We start from the raw sequence: 17,123 nt of genomic DNA on the forward strand, positions 1-17,123 counted from the left end.
TCCTCGCCGACCTCTCGGCGATCATCCTGATGAACACCGTCGGGCGGTGAACCGGCACTATCCGGTCAGCCTGGGTGGACGTTCGGTGAACCGCGCGCGGCCGACAGCGGGTCAACCGGCCCCAATACGGACGCCGGACCACGTGTCACCCTCCGTTCGAGCGTGATCACGTACGGCACATCCTGGGCCTGAGCTGCCTGAACGACCGTTCGGTCACCGATAATCGAACGAGATGTCTGTAAATCGGTCATCGATGTGCGCGCCCCCTTCACACCCGACAGACTCAGCAGCGTCCAGTCGACAGAACGCAGCCAAGTACTGCATCTGACCTTCGAATTGAAAGAGAGTCCGTCGTGCGTCACCGCATCGCTGCCGTCTCCGCTGCCGCCCTTCTCACCGTGGCCGGCGCCACCGGCATCGCGGAGGCCAAGCCCGCCAGCCTGTACGCCCCCTCCGCGGTGGTCCTCGCCGTGGGCCAGGGCGAGAACGGGGTCACCGTCGTACGGGCGGCCACCCTCAGCTGCGCTCCGACCGCCCAGGGCACGCACCCCGACCCCAAGGCCGCCTGTACCGCGCTCGCCGCCACCGCCGGCAGCCTCGACACGCTCCTGGCCGCCCCGGACCGGCACCGCGTCTGCCCGATGCACTACGACCCCGTCACCGTCACCGCGGACGGGGTCTGGCAGGGCAGCCGCATCTCCTGGAAGCACACCTTCGCCAACGCCTGCGCGATGTCCGCCACCTTCAACGGAAATCCCGTCTTCGCCTTCTGACGGCCGTAGCCGAGCCCGGCGGACGGCGGGACGCGGCGCAACCGCAACGGCGGCTGCGCGTACCCTCGGCGTGTGTCAGCCTCCCGCCTCCGCCGTGTCGCCGTCCTCGTCCTGGACGGGGCGAAACCGCTCGATGTCGGTATCCCGGCGCAGGTCTTCACCACCCGGGCGAGCATGCCGTACGAGGTGCGGGTGTGCGGAGCGGCACCCGGCCCCGTGACCGGCGGGGACGGCCTGTCGTACTCCGTCTCCCACGGGCTCGACGCCCTCGCGTGGGCCGACATCGTCTTCGTGCCCGGCTACCGGTTCCCGGACCGGGACGACCCGCCGCGGGCGGTGCTCGACGCGCTGGTCGCGGCCCACGGCCGGGGTGCGCGGCTCGCCGCCATCTCGACGGGCGCGTTCGCGCTCGCGGCCACCGGCCTGCTCGACGGCAAGCGCGCCACGACCCACTGGCACTACGCCCGGGCGCTCGCGGCCAGGCATCCGCTCGTCCGGCTCGACGAGAACGTGCTGTTCGTCGACGAAGGCAGCGTGCTGACCTCGGCGGGCGCCGCCTCGGGCATCGACCTGTGTCTGCACATCCTGCGCCGTGACCTCGGTGTCGCCGCCTCCAACCACGCGGCCCGGCGCCTGGTCGCGGCCCCGTACCGCAGTGGCGGCCAGGCACAGTACGTGCCGCGCAGTGTGCCCGAGCCGCTGGGCGAGCGGTTCGCCGCGACGCGGGAGTGGGCGCTGCACCAGCTCGGGGAACCCCTGACCCTGGAGGCGCTCGCCGGGCACGCGGCGGTGTCGCCCCGGACGTTCTCGCGGCGCTTCGCCGAGGACACGGGGTACACGCCGATGCAGTGGGTGATGCGTGCCCGGATCGACGTGGCGCGGGAACTGCTCGAACGTTCGCAGCGCAGTGTGGAGCAGATCGCCGCCGATGTGGGGCTGGGCACCGGGGCGAACCTGCGGTTGCACTTCCAGCGCATCCTCGGCACCACGCCGAGCGAGTACCGGCGCACTTTCACCCGGGGCGGGTAGGGGCGGGCGGGGAGAAGTCCTGCCTGGTGGGGGCACCGTGGCGAGCCGTCGGCGACATCCTCTGCCAGACCCCTTTGACGAGATCATTTTGGCGAGATCCTTTCGAACCGTGGCAATCGCGCCTCTGTCCCGGGCTGGTACCGGGGGCGAACCTGGGGGCGAACAGAGAAGGGGACACCGCTCATGACTCGTATCGCCATCAACGGTTTCGGCCGCATCGGACGCAACGTGCTGCGCGCACTGCTCGAACGGGACACCGACCTCGACGTCGTCGCCGTCAACGACCTCACCGAGCCCGCCACCCTCGCGCGGCTGCTCGCCTTCGACACCACGTCCGGCCGGCTCGGCCGCCCGGTGACCGTCGACGGGAACGTCCTGGTCGTGGACGGCCGCCGCATCAAGGTGCTCGCGGAGCGGGAACCGGAGCAGCTGCCGTGGGCCGAGCTGGGCGTCGACATCGTGCTCGAGGCGACCGGCCGTTTCACGTCCGCGGAGGCCGCCCGCGGCCACCTCAAGGCGGGGGCGAAGAAGGTCCTGGTCAGCGCGCCGTCCGACGGCGCCGACGTCACGCTCGCGTACGGGGTCAACAACGACGCGTACGACCCGGCCGTGCACACGATCGTCTCGAACGCCTCGTGCACGACGAACGCCCTCGCGCCGCTGGCCGCGGTGCTGGACGAGCTCGCGGGCATCGAGCACGGCTTCATGACGACGGTGCACGCCTACACGCAGGAGCAGAACCTGCAGGACGGTCCGCACCGCGACGCCCGCCGCGCCCGCGCCGCCGCCGTCAACATCGTGCCGACGACGACGGGCGCGGCCAAGGCGATCGGCCTCGTGCTGCCGAACCTCGACGGCAAACTGTCGGGCGACTCGATCCGGGTGCCGGTCCCGGTGGGTTCGATCGTAGAGCTCAACACCACCGTGGCCCGCGACGTGACGCGTGAGGACGTGCTGGAGGCGTACCGCGCCGCGGCGCGGGGACCGCTGGCGGGCGTACTGGAGTACTCGGACGACCCGCTCGTGTCGTCCGACATCACGGGCAACCCCGCCTCGTCGATCTTCGACTCGGCCCTCACGCGGGTCGACGGCCGCCACGTCAAGGTGGTCGCCTGGTACGACAACGAGTGGGGCTTCTCGAACCGCGTGATCGACACGCTCACGCTCCTCGCCGCCGGCTGAACCGGAGGACGCAGCGTTCCTGGGAGAGTGGGTCGGCCACCGTCACAGACCGGCCCATGAGGAGTCCCTTCCGTGCCCGAACCGCAGACTGGCATGCGCCGGCTCGCCGTACCGGGCTGGATGCGCAGGCACACCCCGCTGCTCGGCCGGCTGCTGGAGCAGCTCGCGGCCGTCGGGGTCCTTGACTGTGCGACCCGGCTGGCCGCCCAGGCCTTCCTGGGGGCGCTGCCGGCGATCTTCGTCGTCGCCGCCGTCGCACCCGGCTGGGTCAAGGAGGAGCTGATCTCCTCGCTCCGCGAGACGCTGGGGCTGCCCGACGCGGCACTGGACCAGGTGCGTGCGGTGTACGCGGCCACGGACCCGACGGCCATTGCGGGCAGCAGTGCCGTGGGGATCCTGGTGACCCTGCTGTCGGCGACCGCTTGCAGCCGCGCCCTGCAGAAGACGTGCGAGCGGTCCTGGCACCTGCCCAAGGCGAAGGCGCGGCTGGCCGCGTGGCGGTGGCTGGCCTGGCTCGTCGTCTGGCTCGGTGCCCTGCTCTTCCAGGGGCCCGTGCAGAACGCGTTCGGGGCGGGCATGGCCGTCGGGTTCCTCGTCGCGCTGGTCAGCAGCGCCCTGCTGTGGTGGTGGACCCAGCACCTGCTGCTGGGCGGCCGGGTGCCGTGGCTGCCGCTGCTGCCGGGGGCGGTGCTGGCCGGGACCGGCGGGCAGCTGCTGTCCCTGGGGTCGCGGGTCTACATGCCCCGCGCGGTGGACCGGAGCATGCAGCAGTTCGGCGCCCTCGGCTCGGTCTTCGTCCTGCTGTCCTGGCTCATCGCCTTCTTCATCGTCATCACGCTGGCCATCTCCGTGGGGTACGTGGTGGCCCACGAGCCGCTGCCGGCGCGCCGGCTGCGCACGCCGCCCCGGACGTGAGGGAGCCGCGTCGGGGACCGCCCGATGTGGCGGGCCGTCCCCGGCGCGGCCGGTGGTCGTGCGGGCTCAGACGGCGGTGGAGCGAGGGCCGTCCGGGGTGTTGCACAGGGCCCAGATCACGAAGACGCCGATCGCGATCGAGATGATCCCCCAGACCGGCGTGTACGGCAGCCACATGAAGTCGAGGATGATGGCCAGCCCGGCCAGCACCACACCCGCGACCCGCGCCCAGAGCACCTTCTTGAGGAGCCCGGCACCGACGACGACGAGGATGATGCCCAGGATGAGGTGGATCCAGCCCCAGGTGGTCAGGTTGAACTTGAAGACGTAGTGGCCCAGGCGCGCGTAGACGTCGTCCTTCGCGATGCCGGCGATGCCCTTGATGATGCCCAGGACGCCGTACACGAGGAGCAGGACGCCTGCGAACAGGGTGCCGCCCGCCGCCCAGGCGCCACGGCCGCTGTAGGGATCGCCGCCGCGGGAGGCGCGTGCGGAGGATTGCGGGGTCGAAGGCTGTGCCACGAGAAGCTCCTTCATCGGGCGGTGCGCCGGAATGTGGCGCCGCGATCAGCATGCGGCGGGTGCACCGGCGAGGGCACCGGAGCGCGTCCATTCGGGTGAAAGTCCGGTGGGCAGCCGGTCACGGGGTCTTGCCGGAGGCCGCCTCCTCCATCGCCCGCAGGACGAGCCGCAGCTGCGCTTCGTCGAGCGCTTCGATGACCTGCCGGAGCTGGACGGAACACCCGCCGACGAGGGAGGCCGCGACCTCCAGCACGGCGACCTCGCTCCTGGAGGCCCGGCGGGACCACCCGAGGGTGAGCATGAGGCGGCCGAGCGCCTCCCAGTCGACCGACCGGTGCGCCCCGGAGCGTTTGACCAGCGGCCTGTCGGCGGCGGTCTCGAGTGTCCGGTCTTCCATGAGGCGCCGCAGCCAGAAGCCGTCGTCGTGGTCGCCCAGGAGGCGGGTCGCGGCCCGGATGCTCTCGTCGTCCGTGTCCTGGAGCAGGCTCTGCGCGAGCTGCGGACCGGTCATTCTGTCGGCCGTCACCGGCTCCTCCGATACTTCCGGGTTTCAGGGGCCGGGGCCGGCCCCCTGCCACTGTCCTGGACCGGACCACGGCCGGGCGGTGTCCACGCCGTAGGTCCGCCCGGCCGGCCGAGCCCGCGCCCCTGCCCGTCCACGGCCGGACCGGCTCGAGGAACAGGCGGTGCGCGGCCGTGTCGAGGCGGTGGCGGGCGGCGACGGTGCGTGAGGATGGGTCTCTCGCCGGCCGGTCTAGCCCCCGCGTTGACCGTCGCGGGTCTGGTGAGGCGTTTCCAGCTGGCGGGGCTCACGGCGCGCGGGTCGCATCGCCCGGCATCCGGCGGGCACCCGACGTCACAAGCAAGCAGCCAGCAGAAGGAAACCCCGAGACAGGAAGAAGGACGGACGTGTCCGGCAGCGAAAGCGAAAACCCGGTAATCCCCTCCCCGACCCCCACGCCGACCCGACCCAAGTCGAACCGGGACTGGTGGCCGGAACAGCTGGACCTTCAAGTGCTCCACCAGCACTCGCCCCTGTCCAACCCGATGGGCGAGGACTTCGACTACGCGGCGGAGTTCGCGACGCTCGACCTCGACGCGCTCAAGCGGGACGTCTTCGAGGTGATGACGGCATCGCAGGACTGGTGGCCCGCCGACTACGGCCACTACGGACCGCTCTTCATCCGGATGAGCTGGCATTCCGCGGGGACCTACCGCATCGCCGACGGCCGGGGCGGTGGCGGCGCCGGCGCCCAGCGCTTCGCCCCGCTCAACAGCTGGCCGGACAACGCGAGCCTCGACAAGGCCCGTCGTCTGCTGTGGCCGGTCAAGCAGAAGTACGGCCGGAAGATCTCCTGGGCCGACCTCCTGGTCTTCGCCGGCAACTGCGCGATGGAGTCGATGGGCTTCAAGACGTTCGGGTTCGGCTTCGGGCGCGAGGACGTCTGGGAACCCGAGGAGATCTTCTGGGGGCCGGAGGACACCTGGCTCGGGGACGAGCGCTACAGCGGTGACCGGGAACTCGCCGGTCCCTTCGGTGCCGTGCAGATGGGGTTGATCTACGTCAATCCCGAGGGTCCCAACGGCAACCCGGACCCGATGGCCGCCGCCAGGGACATCCGCGAGACGTTCGGGCGGATGGCGATGAACGACGAGGAGACGGCCGCGCTCATCATCGGCGGCCACACGTTCGGCAAGTGCCACGGTGCGGTCTCCGCCGAGTACATCGGTCCGGAGCCCGAGGGCTGCCCCATCGAGCAGCAGGGCCTCGGCTGGAAGAACACCTACGGCAGCGGCAAGGGCGCCGACGCGCTCACCAGCGGGCTGGAGGGTGCGTGGACCTCCACACCCACGAAGTGGGACAACGGGTACCTGGACAACCTGTTCCGCTACGACTGGGAGCTGACGACGAGCCCGGCCGGTGCCAAGCAGTGGACCCCCAAGGACCCGTCGGCGCAGGGCACGGTGCCCGATGCCCACGATCCGTCGAAGAGGCACGCACCCATGATGCTGACGACGGACCTCGCGCTGAAGGTGGACCCGGTCTACGGGCCGATCGCGAAGCGCTTCCACGAGAACCCGGACGAGCTCGCGGAGGCGTTCGCCAAGGCGTGGTACAAGCTGCTGCACCGTGACATGGGGCCCGTCTCGCGTTACCTCGGCCCGTGGATCGCCGAGCCGCAGCTGTGGCAGGACCCGGTCCCCGAGGTCGACCACGAGCTGGTCTCGGCCGAGGACGTCGCTTCCCTCAAGGACCGCATCCTCTCCTCGGGGCTCTCCGTCCCCCAGCTGGTCACCACGGCCTGGGCGTCGGCGGCGAGTTTCCGCGGCACCGACAAGCGCGGCGGGGCCAACGGGGCGCGGATCCGGCTCGCGCCGCAGCGGCAGTGGGAGGTCAACGACTCGCCCGAGGTGGCCGAGGTGTTGCAGACCCTCGAGCAGGTACGGCAGGACTTCAACGGTTCACAGACCGGTGGGAAGAAGGTCTCACTCGCCGACCTGATCGTCCTGGGCGGCTGCGCGGCCGTCGAGCAGGCCGCGAAGGACGCCGGTTACGAGGTCACGGTGCCGTTCGCGCCGGGGCGCACGGACGCCTCGCAGGAGCAGACCGACGTGGAGGCGTTCGGCGTCCTCGAACCGAGGGCGGACGGGTTCCGCAACTATCTGCGGGAGGGGGAGAAGCTGTCGCCGGAGACGCTCATGCTGGACCGGGCCAACCTGCTGACGCTGACCGCTCCCGAGATGACGGTCCTGGTCGGCGGCATGCGGGTCCTGAACACCAACTTCGGCCGGTCACCGTACGGGGTCTTCACCCACCGGCCCGGGACGCTGACCAACGACTTCTTCGTCAACCTGCTCGACATGGGCACCGAGTGGAAGGCGTCCGGCTCGACGGAGAACGTCTTCGAGGGCCGGGATGCCGCCACGGGCAAGACGATGTGGAGCGCCACCGCCGTCGACCTCGTCTTCGGTTCGCACTCCCAGCTGCGGGCCCTCTCGGAGGTCTACGCGTCCCAGGACGCGGGAGAGAAGTTCGTACGTGACTTCGTGGCCGCGTGGGACAAGGTGATGAACCTCGACCGGTTCGACCTCGCCTGAGCCCGTCGTCCGGGCCGGCCACCCGCAGGCCGGCCCGGACGACCGGCACGTCCCGGGTGTACGGCACCTGGGCACAGCACGTCCTGGCTGTCGTCGCCGGGCGCCCCCACCCTGGAGGGGCAAGCCACCCGCCCGCACCCCCAGCGGTCCGGCACGACGAACGGGATCCTCCATGACCTCCTGCGGTACGACCAGCGCTGCCGTGCTCGAACAGATCCGGCGTCGGTACGCCGACCCGGCCCGGCGCATCCTGTTCACCGGCGCGACCATCGTCACCATGGACCCCTCCCTCGGTGTCCTCACCGGCGCCGACCTGCTCGTCGAGGGCGAGACGATCTCCGCGCTCGGTCCTGGCCTGAACGCCGACGGCGCAGTGGTCGTCGACGCGGCCGGCGCGGTCCTCACCCCGGGATTCGTCGACACCCACCGGCACGCCTGGCAGACCCAACTGCGCCGGATCATGCCGGACGTCGACGACCTCGGCGCGTACGTGATGTCCACCCTGGCCGGCTACGCCACGGTCTACCGACCGCAGGACATGTACGTCGGGACGCGGCTCGCCGCACTGACCGCGATCGACAGCGGTATCACCTGCATGCTCGACTTCTCCCACAACTCCCGCACGGCGGAGCACTCCGACGCCGCCGTCCAGGCACTCGCCGACAGCGGCATCCGGGGCGTGCACGCCTCCATGGGCCCGCACTTCGGTGACTGGGACGAGCAGTGGCCCGGCGACCTGACCCGCCTCAAGGACCGGTACTTCGCGGGCCAGGGCCAGTTGCTGACGCTGCGGCTGGCGGCCCTGGCGACCGATGAGATCGCCGGGCCCGACTTCGCGTACGGCCCCGCCCTCGCCCGTACCGCCAAGGAGCTGGGAGTCGGTGTCAGCATCGACGCCGTCTTCGGTGCGCCCTCCTCCGAAGCCGTCCTCGGCTGGGCCCGGGACGGCATCCTCGGCCCGGACGTGACGCTCATCCACGCCACCGGTCTCACTCGCGAAGCGTGGAAGGCGATCGGCGACAGCGGCACGACCATCTCACTGGCCCCCGCCTCGGACGCGCAGATCGGGCTGGAGACCGCGATCCCGGCCGTCGACGAGGCGCTGGCCGCCGGGGTGCGCCCCGGTCTGAGCATCGACGTCGAGGTGGCTCTGGCCGGCGACATGTTCACGCAGATGCGGACCCTGCACGCCATCCAGCGGATGCGCGCGGTCAACGCCGTCCACGGCACCGCCCGGCAGCCGCGACGCATCACCACCCGGGACGTCCTGGACTTCGCCACCCTCCAGGGCGCCCGCACCAACGGCCTGCGGGACGTGACGGGCTCGCTCACCCCGGGCAAGAAGGCCGACCTGCTGGTGATGCGGGCCGAGGACCTGAACAACATGCCGCTCAATGACGCCGTCGGCACCGTCGTGCTCGGCTGCGATGCCCGCAACATCAGCGCCGTTCTCGTCAACGGCAGGCCCCGCAAGTGGGACGGCCGGGTCCTCGACGTCGACCTGCCGGCGCTGCGCGACGAGGTCCACGCGTCCCGCGAGTACGTACTCAACTCCCTGGCACGCTCCGTCGGGTAGCGGGGAGAGTGCCGAGCAGATCGAGCGATCGGGCGCTGGGGCTCCCCGGTTCGGCGTGGTAGACGACCAACTGCTGGCCCGGCGCCTCGCGGACGTCGAAGGTCTGGAAGGTGAGGGCCAGGCGCCCCACGTCCCGGTGGAAGATCTCCTTTGCGTCACGGGTCTTCGCGTGGACGGCATGAGCGGACCAGAGTGCGGCGAACTCCTCGCTCGCCCCGGCCAGCGAGCGGACCAGGCCGTGCAGGCGCCGGTACCGTGGGTCCAGGCCCGTGGCGTGGCGCAGGGCCGCCACCACCGCTTCGGCCGCCCTGGCCCAGTGAACGAAGAAGCCGCGTGCGGCCGGGTCGAGGAAGGTCATGCGGGCGAGGTTGTCCGTCTTCTCGAACGGTGCGAACAGCGCGTCGGCCAACGCGTTCGCCGCGAGGAAGTCGGTGGCCGGGTTCAGGACGAACGCCGGCGTGGTGAAGCCGTCCAGGAGCCGGCACAGCGGGGTGCTCGCCGTTTCCTCGGGCTGCGGCCGGTCACGGTCCGGGGCCGTGCCCGCGAGCCGGTACAGGTGTGCGCGCGCCTCGTCTTCCATGCGCAGGGCGCCACCGATCGCGTCGAGGATCTGCGGGGAGGGACTGCGCTCGCGGCCCTGTTCCAGGCGGGCGTAGTAGTCGCTGTTCATGCCCGCCAGGACGGCGACCTCCTCCCGCCGCAGCCCCGGCACCCTGCGGGCCCCGTGGGAGGCGAGTCCCACGTCAGCGGGTTGCAGGCGGGAGCGCCGCGCGCGCAGGAAGTCGCCGAGATCATTGCTGGTCACGCCCGGCAGACTAACCGCCGGGAAACGGAACTGCCCGGCGTCGCGTTCGCGGGCGCCACTGCCCGGCCGCCCCGCGGGCCCGGGCGGCGCTGCCGTCAGGGGCCGCGCTGCCGTCAGGGGCTCGTGAGGATGACGAGCTGCCGGGTCGCGCGGGTCATCGCGACGTAGCGGTCGACGGCGCCTTCGATGCCCGCGCCGAAGGTGTGCGGGTCGATGAGGACGACCAGGTCGAACTCGAGTCCCTTCGACAGCTCGGGTGTCAGCGAGCGCACCCTGGAGGTCGCCCGGAACGTGCTGTCGAAACCGGCGTCCTCGGTGCGGATCACGCAGGCGGTCCCCTCGGCGTGCGCGGCGAGCCAGCCGTCGAGCACCGTGGCCAGCTCCGCAACGGATCCGCGCACGACGGGGATGCCGCTGCTGCGGACGGAGGCCGGCACGTTGGCGTCCGGGAGCACGGCGCGGATGACCGTCTCGGCTTCCGCCATGACCTCCTGCGGGGTGCGGTAGTTGATGCTCAGGGAGGCCAGGGTGATCCGGTCGAGCCCGGCCCGCTCGAGCCGTTCCTGCCACGACTGCGTGAATCCGTGGCGGGCCTGGGCCCGGTCCCCGACGATGGTGAAGCTCCGGGACGGGCAGCGCAGCAGCAGCATCTGCCATTCGGCGTCGGTCAGTTCCTGGGCCTCGTCCACGATGACGTGTGCGAACGGGCCGGCGAGGAGCTCCCGTTCGGCGCCGGGCATCGCGCTCTCGTCGATCAGCGTGTCCTGCAGGTCCCGCCCGCGCAGCATCGTCACGGCGCCTTCACCGTCGTCGTCGGCCTCCAGGATGCCGTCGATGACGTCGGCCCTGCGCGCGCGTTCGGCGGCGACGCAGGCGTCGTGCCGGCGCTTGCGTTCCGACGCCTCGGGGTCGCCGAGCCGGGCGCGTGCCGCGTCCAGGAACGGCAGGTCGGACAGGGTCCAGGCGTGCGCGTCCTCGCGCTGCAGCCTGCGGACGTCGTCGGGGCCGAGCCAGGGCGCGCACTTGCGCAGGTAGGCGGGTACCGACCACAGATCCGCGACGAGGTCACTCGCGTCGAGCATCGGCCAGGCGCGGTTGAGGGTCGTGACGAACTCCCGGTCCTGGAGCAGCGACCTGCGCAGCAGGTGGGGCGGGGCGTCGCTGTCGTCCTTGTCCATGAGGATCGCGAGCAGCTCCTCCTGGATCTGGTCCCGTGCCTCGTTGTGCGGAGTGCCTGGTTCCACTGCTTCGAACGCCGCCGCCCAGTCCTCGGGACTCAGCCAGAGGTCGGACCAGTGGGACGAGACCGTCATGCCCTGGGTGGGTGGTTCCTCGTAGATTCCGACGGCCGGTTCGATCGCCTTCACCAGCTCGGCGGACGACTTGAGACGGGCCACGTGCGGGTCGCTCTCGACGCCTGCTCCGGCTCCTTCGGCGACGAGGTCGCGCAGGGTGCAGGTCTGTACGCCCTCCTCGCCCAGGCTGGGCAGGACGTCGGCGACGTAGGCGAGGTAGGGCTGGTGCGGGCCGACGAACAGTACGCCGCCTCGGCGGTGACCGAGGCGGGGATCGGAGTAGAGCAGGTGGGCGGCACGGTGCAGGGCGACGACGGTCTTGCCGGTGCCCGGACCGCCGTCGACGACGAGCGCGCCCCGGGAGCCGGCCCGGATGACGGCGTCCTGGTCGGCCTGGATGGTGGCGAGCACGTCGCGCATCCGGGACGTCCGGGTGCCGCCCAGGCTCGCGATGAACGCGGACTGGTCGTCGAGCGCGGCGTGCCCGTCGAGCCCGTCGGCGGTGAACACCTCGTCCCAGTAGTCGCTGATCCGGCCGTGGGTCCAGCGGTACCTGCGGCGGCTCGCCAGGCCCATGGGACGGGCGTGGGTCGCTGCGAAGAACGGCTCGGCCGCGGCGGAGCGCCAGTCGTACAGCAGCCGGCGGCCCGCGCTGTCACTGAGGCCGAGGCGTCCGATGTACACGGGCTCGGGGCTGTCCGTACCGACCGTGCGTCCCAGGCACAGGTCGAGGCCGAAGCGTCGAAGGGTGCGCAGGCGGCCGGTCAGGCGGTGGATCTCGGTGTCCCGGTCCATGGCCTCCCTGCCGATGCCGCCGGGCGCCCTGCGGGCGGCCGCGAGGCGGTCCGACAGGTCGGCGATCGCCTCTTCGAGGCTCTGCGCGATGGCCGCGAAGTGCTGCTCGTCGCCGTCGATCAGGGCCGGGTCGGCTTTGAGGGAGAGACGGGCCGGAAGGTCGAAAGCACTGGTGGCCGAGGGCGTGGTCGTGGGTTTCATGCCATCGGCTCGGGTCACCGCACCTTCGATGGACCCATATCCTGACGAAAACGTACGCACTTGGCACATCCCCCATTTCTTGCGTTTCTGGCCTCGGCCCGCGATTCTGTCCCAGGACGGGGGCCTTGCCGCAAGCCCCCCGGTGCGCTATAAGTTGAGAGTGGCGAGGAGTGGGTATTCCTCCCGCCCTCACCAAGGGGCTCGGCGGTGGTGTACTAAGTCCCTCGTGAAGGAACAGATTCCGGCCTCGACCGTGCGCGTGTTCATAGCGCTCGCCCCGCCCGACGATGCGAAGGAAGAACTCGCGCGCGAGCTGCGGCCCGCCTACGAGGCGTATCCGCGGATGCGGTGGAACCGCATCGAGGACTGGCACATCACCCTGGCGTTCCTCGGTGAGCTACCCGCCCCGGCTGTTCCGCTCCTGCGGCCGCCGCTCGCGGAGCTCGCGGCCGCGAGCCGGCCTGTGGAGCTGGCGCTGCGCGGGGGCGGGCACTTCGACGAGCGGGTGCTGTGGAGCGGGGTCGAGGGCGACCTCGAGGGACTGCACCGGCTCACCGCCGAAGTGCGCCGAGTGGTCAGGGAGTGCGGTATCGCTTTCGAGGACCGGCCCCTGCGCCCCCATCTGACCCTGGCCCGAGCCCGCCGCGACGACCCCCACAGCGTGGTGAAGGCCGCCGGAGAACTCGCCGCCTTCACCGGCCGGCGATGGCCGGCCGAGCGCCTGCACCTGGTCGGCAGCAACATCGGCCGCGGCCCGGGCCCGATCCACTACCGGGACATCGAAGCGTGGGACCTCCGCGGCGGACGGTGAGGCCATCGACCGGCCCAGGTGCCGTGGTCGTACGTCCGCCACCGCGGGGTCTTCACACGCCTCGTCGCCGTCCGATTCGCCACACCCTCAGATGCGGGCGAAGACGTTGACCACCACTGCGATGTAGAGGATGACGAGGATGGTCCAGAAGGTGTAGACGATGCCGGGATGCCGGATGTAGAGAGGTATCCGGATGGTCGGGTAACGCTTGCGGAGTTCACGTGGGGTCGGCGTACCTCCGAACTGCTGAGGAAGAGCCGCCTTGCGCCACACCTCGTCGAGTTCGTCCTCGCGCCACTGGCGGGGATTGAGCATGACGGCGGCGCGGTCGTCACCCACGACGAGCACCGCGTCGGCTATGCCGCTGGATTTGACATGGGTCCGGGCCACGAAGCCGGGCCCTTCGATGACGGTCAGCCGGCGCGCCCAGTTGCGCACCAGGACGGCGCCGTCCACGAGTGCCACGTACGTGTTCAGGGTGTGCAGGACCGCATAGGCCACGTACCACAGGAAGGGGAGCGCGACGAGGGCGACGGCAGCGGGTACCGCCATCGGCCCGAGCCCCTCGCTGGTGCCGCGCCCGCCCGCGAGCATGCGCACCATGCTCATGCCCGGCACGATGACCGCGGGTACGATCGCCAGCGCCACGCGCCCGAACCGGCTCTTGTCCGGGGATACGAAAAGCTCGGTACGGCGATCACTCACAGCTGCTCTCCGGTCTCTCCACACGCAGCGACAAATCGAAGGTCGTCACAGGCATCATCCGTCCCCCAACTCCGTTCCACTCCCGTTCGCTTCCGCGCTCCCCAGTGAATCCCGGTGCTGAGCCTGGCAGTCGGAGCGGGATCTTCGGGGGTCTCCTAGGCGAAGACGGGGAAGTCCTTGCGCTTGATCTTGGCGCGGCGACCGTCCGGGTGGTGGAAGACGATGCCCTCGGCCAGGGCGCCGGGGACGAAGCGGCTCTCCAGTTCGGCGAGGAAGTCGCGGAGACCGGCGTAGTCGCGCGGCACGCCCTGGTAGACCGGCGCCTCCAGGTTGAACGGCACGCACCGATGGTCGTCCAGCCGCAGGGGGTTGCCCTGGATGCGGGGGCCGAGCGCTTCGCAGGAGTGCTCGCCGTCCGGCCACGAGGTGACGTCAGTGTTGCGGGCGGCGGCGAGAACCCACCGGTCCTCCGCGGCACTCTCGGCGGTGTCGACGTACCAGCCGTCCTTGATCCCCTGTTCCTTCTGCCGCTTGCTCGGGTTGCGCCGCTTCTCCACCCGTACCAGCCGGCCCGCCCGGACGGTGAGACGGACGTTGGTTCCGTCGAGCTTCTCCGTCGGGGCTCCCTCGCCGTCGAACACCCATGCACACTCCACCCGCGGACGGTCGATGACCCGGAAGTCGCCGTCCCGCTCGAACAGCGTGGGGATCTTCTCCATGACCTGCATGCCCTTTCTGACGTGGCCGATCAGCTCCTCGTGACTGATGGCACCAGACGCCAGGCCGCCCGCCAGCGCGCGGACCAGGTCCGCGACCGCGACTTCAGCCTCGACGGCAACCCGCTTCAACGCCTTCTTCTCCGCGGGCGAGATCCATGCGACCAGCCGGGACCAGCCTTCGGGCGGTGTCCATCGCGCGAGCTGCTCCGGATTCTTCCGGGGCCGGCCGCGTCCTTTGCGCTCCTCCATGGGCACGACCCTAGGTCGGCATTTAACGGTGTGTCAATTGGCATAACAGAAAATGGAGAACCGAACGCAGCGCGAGACGCGGGGACTTGACGGGGCCGATGCCGACGGACCCACCACACCACCCGGCTTGGCCGAGGCCCGAGCCGAACGGGACGCCCGGCCCGGCATGACGGGCTTCGGGGTCTTGGCCGGCCGGGACCCGCTGCCCCGGCGGATCCGGGCCGTCCATGATCCGAGCCGCTGGGATGAGGGCCTGCCGGACGATTCCCACCGGGGCCGGCCCGCCGCCCGGCTGACTTGCCGGACATTGCCTCAGCTCTGCGTTACGTCCCTTATGAACACCATGCCGTCGGTGTCCGCCAGGTGGGCCGGGTCGAGTGGGGCGTAGCCGAACCACGGGGATACGCGGGGCGCGGGCCGTGCGTCGGCCAGGGCGGCGGCCAGGGCGGGGGCGTCGACGAGGTAGCGGTCCTCGGGGAGGGCGTGGAGGAGGCCTTCGACGGTGTCCGGTGCGGGGGTGTCCACCCCACGGTGGCGGATCGTGCCGAGGGCCGTGGCCAGGAAGGCGTACCCGTCGCCCAGGTGGGCGCTCGCGATCGCGCCGGCGCTCCACCACTCCAGCGCCATGCCGCCCATCCGCATCGTGCTCTTGTTGCGCTGGAGGTGACCGTTGTGGGCGTGGACCAGGGCCGGGCCCCGTTCGGCGACGGCGAGGAGGTTGTCGGCCATCATCCGGTCCCGCAGCGCGACCAGCCGCGTCATGCGGTTCGGTGAGGTGTCGGCCATCCAGTAGTGGTAGCGCAGCAGGCCGGTGGCGGTACGTCCGTACAGGCGCGCCCGCTCCCATGCGTCCCGCGAGGTCGCCGCGATCAGGTGCGGCGTCTGCGCGTCGAGCAGAGCCACCAGATCGTCGGCGTGCAGGCGGAGTTCCCTGGCCCCGGCCGACCGCCCCGCGGACCGGGCCGGGTCCGTCATCGCGGCGGGCTCGGTCCACTGGTCGTCGGCGCCGAGCAGGCGGTCGAGCACTTCGGCGGTGCAGGGCAGCAGGCCCGGGTCCACCTGGGCCGAAAGGTAGCCGTGGAGTGCGGTGAGGGCCTGGCGTGGGCTCGCGGCCCCGGTGATCTCCAGCGGGCCGTCACAACCGGCGAAGCGGAGCCGCTCGGGCGCGGGCCGGCCGTCGTTGTGGGCGCGCATCCAGCGGACGAGTTCGCGGTTGGCCCGGGAAGCCCCGAACCCGTGGCTGAATCCGCGCTCCATGACGTCGTCGAGGGTGCCCGTGCCGGAGGTGACGTAGTCGTCCACTACCAGGCCCATCATGCAGTCGCTCTCGATCGCGATCGTCCGGTAGCCCTCCTGCTCGACGAGTTGCCCAAAGAGCTCGTTGCGCAGGTCGAGCAGGGCGTCCTCGCCGTGGGTGGGCTCGCCCAGGGCGAAGAGCCGCGGCCTGACCGGAAGCAGCTTCATGACGGCCGAGGCCTCGACGGCGTGGATGGTGTCCTTGATGTCGGTTGCCATGCCCTCAACGGTATCGTTGAACCGACGGTTGAAACTTTGCCCAGCTACTCTGGGAGCTGTGGCTCAAAACCTTCAAAGCAGCGGACAACTCAGGCCGGTTGACCTGGCACGCGGGCACGGTCTTTCCACGCAGGCCGTCAGGAACTACGAGGAGGCCGGCATCCTCCCGGCCGCCGGTCGCACGTCCCACGGCTACCGCACCTACACCCCGTTGCACGCGCGGGCCCTCGGGGCGTTCCTCGCGCTGGTTCCCGGGCACGGACACCGGACGGCGACGGCGATCATGCGGGCCGTCAACCAGGGCGTGGTGGACGAGGCGTTCCGCCTGATCGACGAGAGCCACACCCAGTTGCTGGACGACCGGCGGACGCTACGGGCCGTGGAGAGCGCCCTGCGCGATCTGGCACCGACCACGGGGGCCGGTCGGGGCGAGGTGGTGCCCGGGTCCGGGTCCGGGTCCGGCGGTACGTTCATCGGGCCGCTGGCGGAGGAGCTCGGCCTCCGGCCCGCGACGCTGCGCAAATGGGAACGCGCCGGGCTGGTGCGCCCGGGCCGAGACCCGCTGACCGGGTACCGCGTCTACGACGAGGCCGACGTGCGGGACGCCCGGCTGGCCCACCAGCTCAGGCGCGGCGGTTACCTGCTGGACCAGATCGCACCGTTGATCGCCCAAGTGCGGGCGGCCGGTGGGCTGAGGCCGCTGGAGGCCGCGCTGTCCGACTGGCACGGCCGGCTGTCGGCCCGCGGCAGGGCGATGCTGACCGGGGCCGCCGAACTGGAGGCGTACCTGCGCGGGCGCGACTGAGAGCGGCTACTCGCGCGTGCGGTGTCGGAGGGGGGCGGAGGACCAGGCTGGTCTCGGCGGCCCGGATCTCGTCGTCCAGCGAGTCCATCTGGGCCTCGTGGCCGTGGCTGCCGTGCGAACGGGACCG

The 17,123-nt window shown here is 71.2% G+C and carries 15 protein-coding genes; 8 read left to right on the forward strand and 7 right to left on the reverse strand.

The window, feature by feature from the left end; genetic code table 11:
• Nucleotides 1–353: 353 nt before the first annotated feature.
• The 4 genes from IE207_RS10265 (at nt 354) to IE207_RS10280 (ending at nt 3,899) form a co-directional block, all read left to right on the forward strand.
• Nucleotides 354–773, forward strand: a complete 420-nt coding sequence (locus tag IE207_RS10265; RefSeq protein ID WP_190183769.1) for an SSI family serine proteinase inhibitor — start codon at nt 354–356, stop codon at nt 771–773.
• 72 nt (nt 774–845) lie between these two features.
• Nucleotides 846–1,802, forward strand: a complete 957-nt coding sequence (locus IE207_RS10270; protein WP_190183770.1) for a GlxA family transcriptional regulator — start codon at nt 846–848, stop codon at nt 1,800–1,802.
• 183 nt (nt 1,803–1,985) lie between these two features.
• Nucleotides 1,986–2,984: a type I glyceraldehyde-3-phosphate dehydrogenase gene (gap, locus tag IE207_RS10275; protein WP_190183771.1), complete on the forward strand. Its 999-nt coding sequence runs from the start codon at nt 1,986–1,988 to the stop codon at nt 2,982–2,984.
• 72 nt (nt 2,985–3,056) lie between these two features.
• Nucleotides 3,057–3,899, forward strand: coding sequence for a YhjD/YihY/BrkB family envelope integrity protein (locus IE207_RS10280; protein WP_229873609.1), 843 nt, complete (start codon nt 3,057–3,059; stop codon nt 3,897–3,899).
• 66 nt (nt 3,900–3,965) lie between these two features.
• On the opposite strand, the gene IE207_RS10285 is transcribed toward IE207_RS10280, so the two are convergent.
• Both IE207_RS10285 and IE207_RS10290 read right to left on the reverse strand, forming a co-directional pair.
• A complete protein-coding gene (locus IE207_RS10285; RefSeq protein ID WP_190183772.1) occupies nt 3,966–4,421 on the reverse strand; it encodes a DUF7144 family membrane protein in 456 nt (151 codons plus the stop codon).
• 118 nt (nt 4,422–4,539) lie between these two features.
• On the reverse strand, nt 4,540–4,947 hold the full coding sequence (locus IE207_RS10290; RefSeq protein ID WP_190183773.1) for a hypothetical protein: 408 nt from the start codon (nt 4,945–4,947) through the stop codon (nt 4,540–4,542).
• Nucleotides 4,948–5,330: 383 nt separating this feature from the next.
• On the opposite strand from IE207_RS10290, the gene katG reads away from it, so the two are divergent.
• Both katG and IE207_RS10300 read left to right on the forward strand, forming a co-directional pair.
• The gene (gene katG, locus IE207_RS10295) at nt 5,331–7,520 is read left to right on the forward strand and encodes a catalase/peroxidase HPI (protein ID WP_190183774.1); all 2,190 of its coding nucleotides are present in this window, start codon (nt 5,331–5,333) and stop codon (nt 7,518–7,520) included.
• Between the two features lie 172 nt (nt 7,521–7,692).
• Nucleotides 7,693–9,096: an amidohydrolase family protein gene (locus tag IE207_RS10300; RefSeq protein ID WP_190183775.1), complete on the forward strand. Its 1,404-nt coding sequence runs from the start codon at nt 7,693–7,695 to the stop codon at nt 9,094–9,096.
• On the opposite strand, the gene IE207_RS10305 is transcribed toward IE207_RS10300, so the two are convergent.
• Both IE207_RS10305 and helR read right to left on the reverse strand, forming a co-directional pair.
• Complete coding sequence (locus tag IE207_RS10305) at nt 9,068–9,901, reverse strand: helix-turn-helix transcriptional regulator (protein ID WP_190183776.1); 834 nt, start codon at nt 9,899–9,901, stop codon at nt 9,068–9,070. The two genes, IE207_RS10300 and IE207_RS10305, sit on opposite strands and share 29 nt — an antisense overlap.
• Nucleotides 9,902–10,014: 113 nt before the next feature.
• Nucleotides 10,015–12,192: an RNA polymerase recycling motor ATPase HelR gene (gene helR / locus IE207_RS10310; protein WP_190183777.1), complete on the reverse strand. Its 2,178-nt coding sequence runs from the start codon at nt 12,190–12,192 to the stop codon at nt 10,015–10,017.
• A 226-nt stretch (nt 12,193–12,418) separates the two neighbouring features.
• Here helR and thpR point away from each other — a divergent pair, with 226 nt between their 5' ends.
• A complete protein-coding gene (gene thpR, locus IE207_RS10315; protein WP_190183778.1) occupies nt 12,419–13,003 on the forward strand; it encodes an RNA 2',3'-cyclic phosphodiesterase in 585 nt (194 codons plus the stop codon).
• An 87-nt stretch (nt 13,004–13,090) separates the two neighbouring features.
• On the opposite strand, the gene IE207_RS10320 is transcribed toward thpR, so the two are convergent.
• The 3 genes from IE207_RS10320 to IE207_RS10330 form a co-directional block, all read right to left on the reverse strand.
• Nucleotides 13,091–13,612: a hypothetical protein gene (locus tag IE207_RS10320; protein WP_190183779.1), complete on the reverse strand. Its 522-nt coding sequence runs from the start codon at nt 13,610–13,612 to the stop codon at nt 13,091–13,093.
• A gap of 251 nt (nt 13,613–13,863) precedes the next feature.
• Complete coding sequence (locus tag IE207_RS10325) at nt 13,864–14,676, reverse strand: RNA ligase family protein (RefSeq protein ID WP_229873610.1); 813 nt, start codon at nt 14,674–14,676, stop codon at nt 13,864–13,866.
• A 312-nt stretch (nt 14,677–14,988) separates the two neighbouring features.
• The gene (locus IE207_RS10330) at nt 14,989–16,191 is read right to left on the reverse strand and encodes an erythromycin esterase family protein (protein ID WP_190183780.1); all 1,203 of its coding nucleotides are present in this window, start codon (nt 16,189–16,191) and stop codon (nt 14,989–14,991) included.
• Nucleotides 16,192–16,249: 58 nt separating this feature from the next.
• On the opposite strand from IE207_RS10330, the gene IE207_RS10335 reads away from it, so the two are divergent.
• Nucleotides 16,250–16,996, forward strand: a complete 747-nt coding sequence (locus IE207_RS10335) for a TioE family transcriptional regulator (protein WP_190183781.1) — start codon at nt 16,250–16,252, stop codon at nt 16,994–16,996.
• Nucleotides 16,997–17,123 lie beyond the last annotated feature (127 nt).

It is taken from the genome of Streptomyces cirratus, from assembly GCF_014650775.1.
Classification (GTDB): Bacteria; Actinomycetota; Actinomycetes; order Streptomycetales; family Streptomycetaceae; genus Streptomyces; species Streptomyces cirratus.

Coding starts and splice junctions, on each gene's coding strand:
- gap (WP_190183771.1), top strand. CDS start 1,986: ATGACTCGTATCGCCATCAACGGTTTCGGCCGCATCGGACGCAACGTG.
- IE207_RS10300 (WP_190183775.1), top strand. CDS start 7,693: ATGACCTCCTGCGGTACGACCAGCGCTGCCGTGCTCGAACAGATCCGG.
- helR (WP_190183777.1), bottom strand. CDS start 12,192: ATGAAACCCACGACCACGCCCTCGGCCACCAGTGCTTTCGACCTTCCG.
- IE207_RS10320 (WP_190183779.1), bottom strand. CDS start 13,612: ATGAGCATGGTGCGCATGCTCGCGGGCGGGCGCGGCACCAGCGAGGGG.
- IE207_RS10325 (WP_229873610.1), bottom strand. CDS start 14,676: ATGGAGGAGCGCAAAGGACGCGGCCGGCCCCGGAAGAATCCGGAGCAG.
- IE207_RS10330 (WP_190183780.1), bottom strand. CDS start 16,191: ATGGCAACCGACATCAAGGACACCATCCACGCCGTCGAGGCCTCGGCC.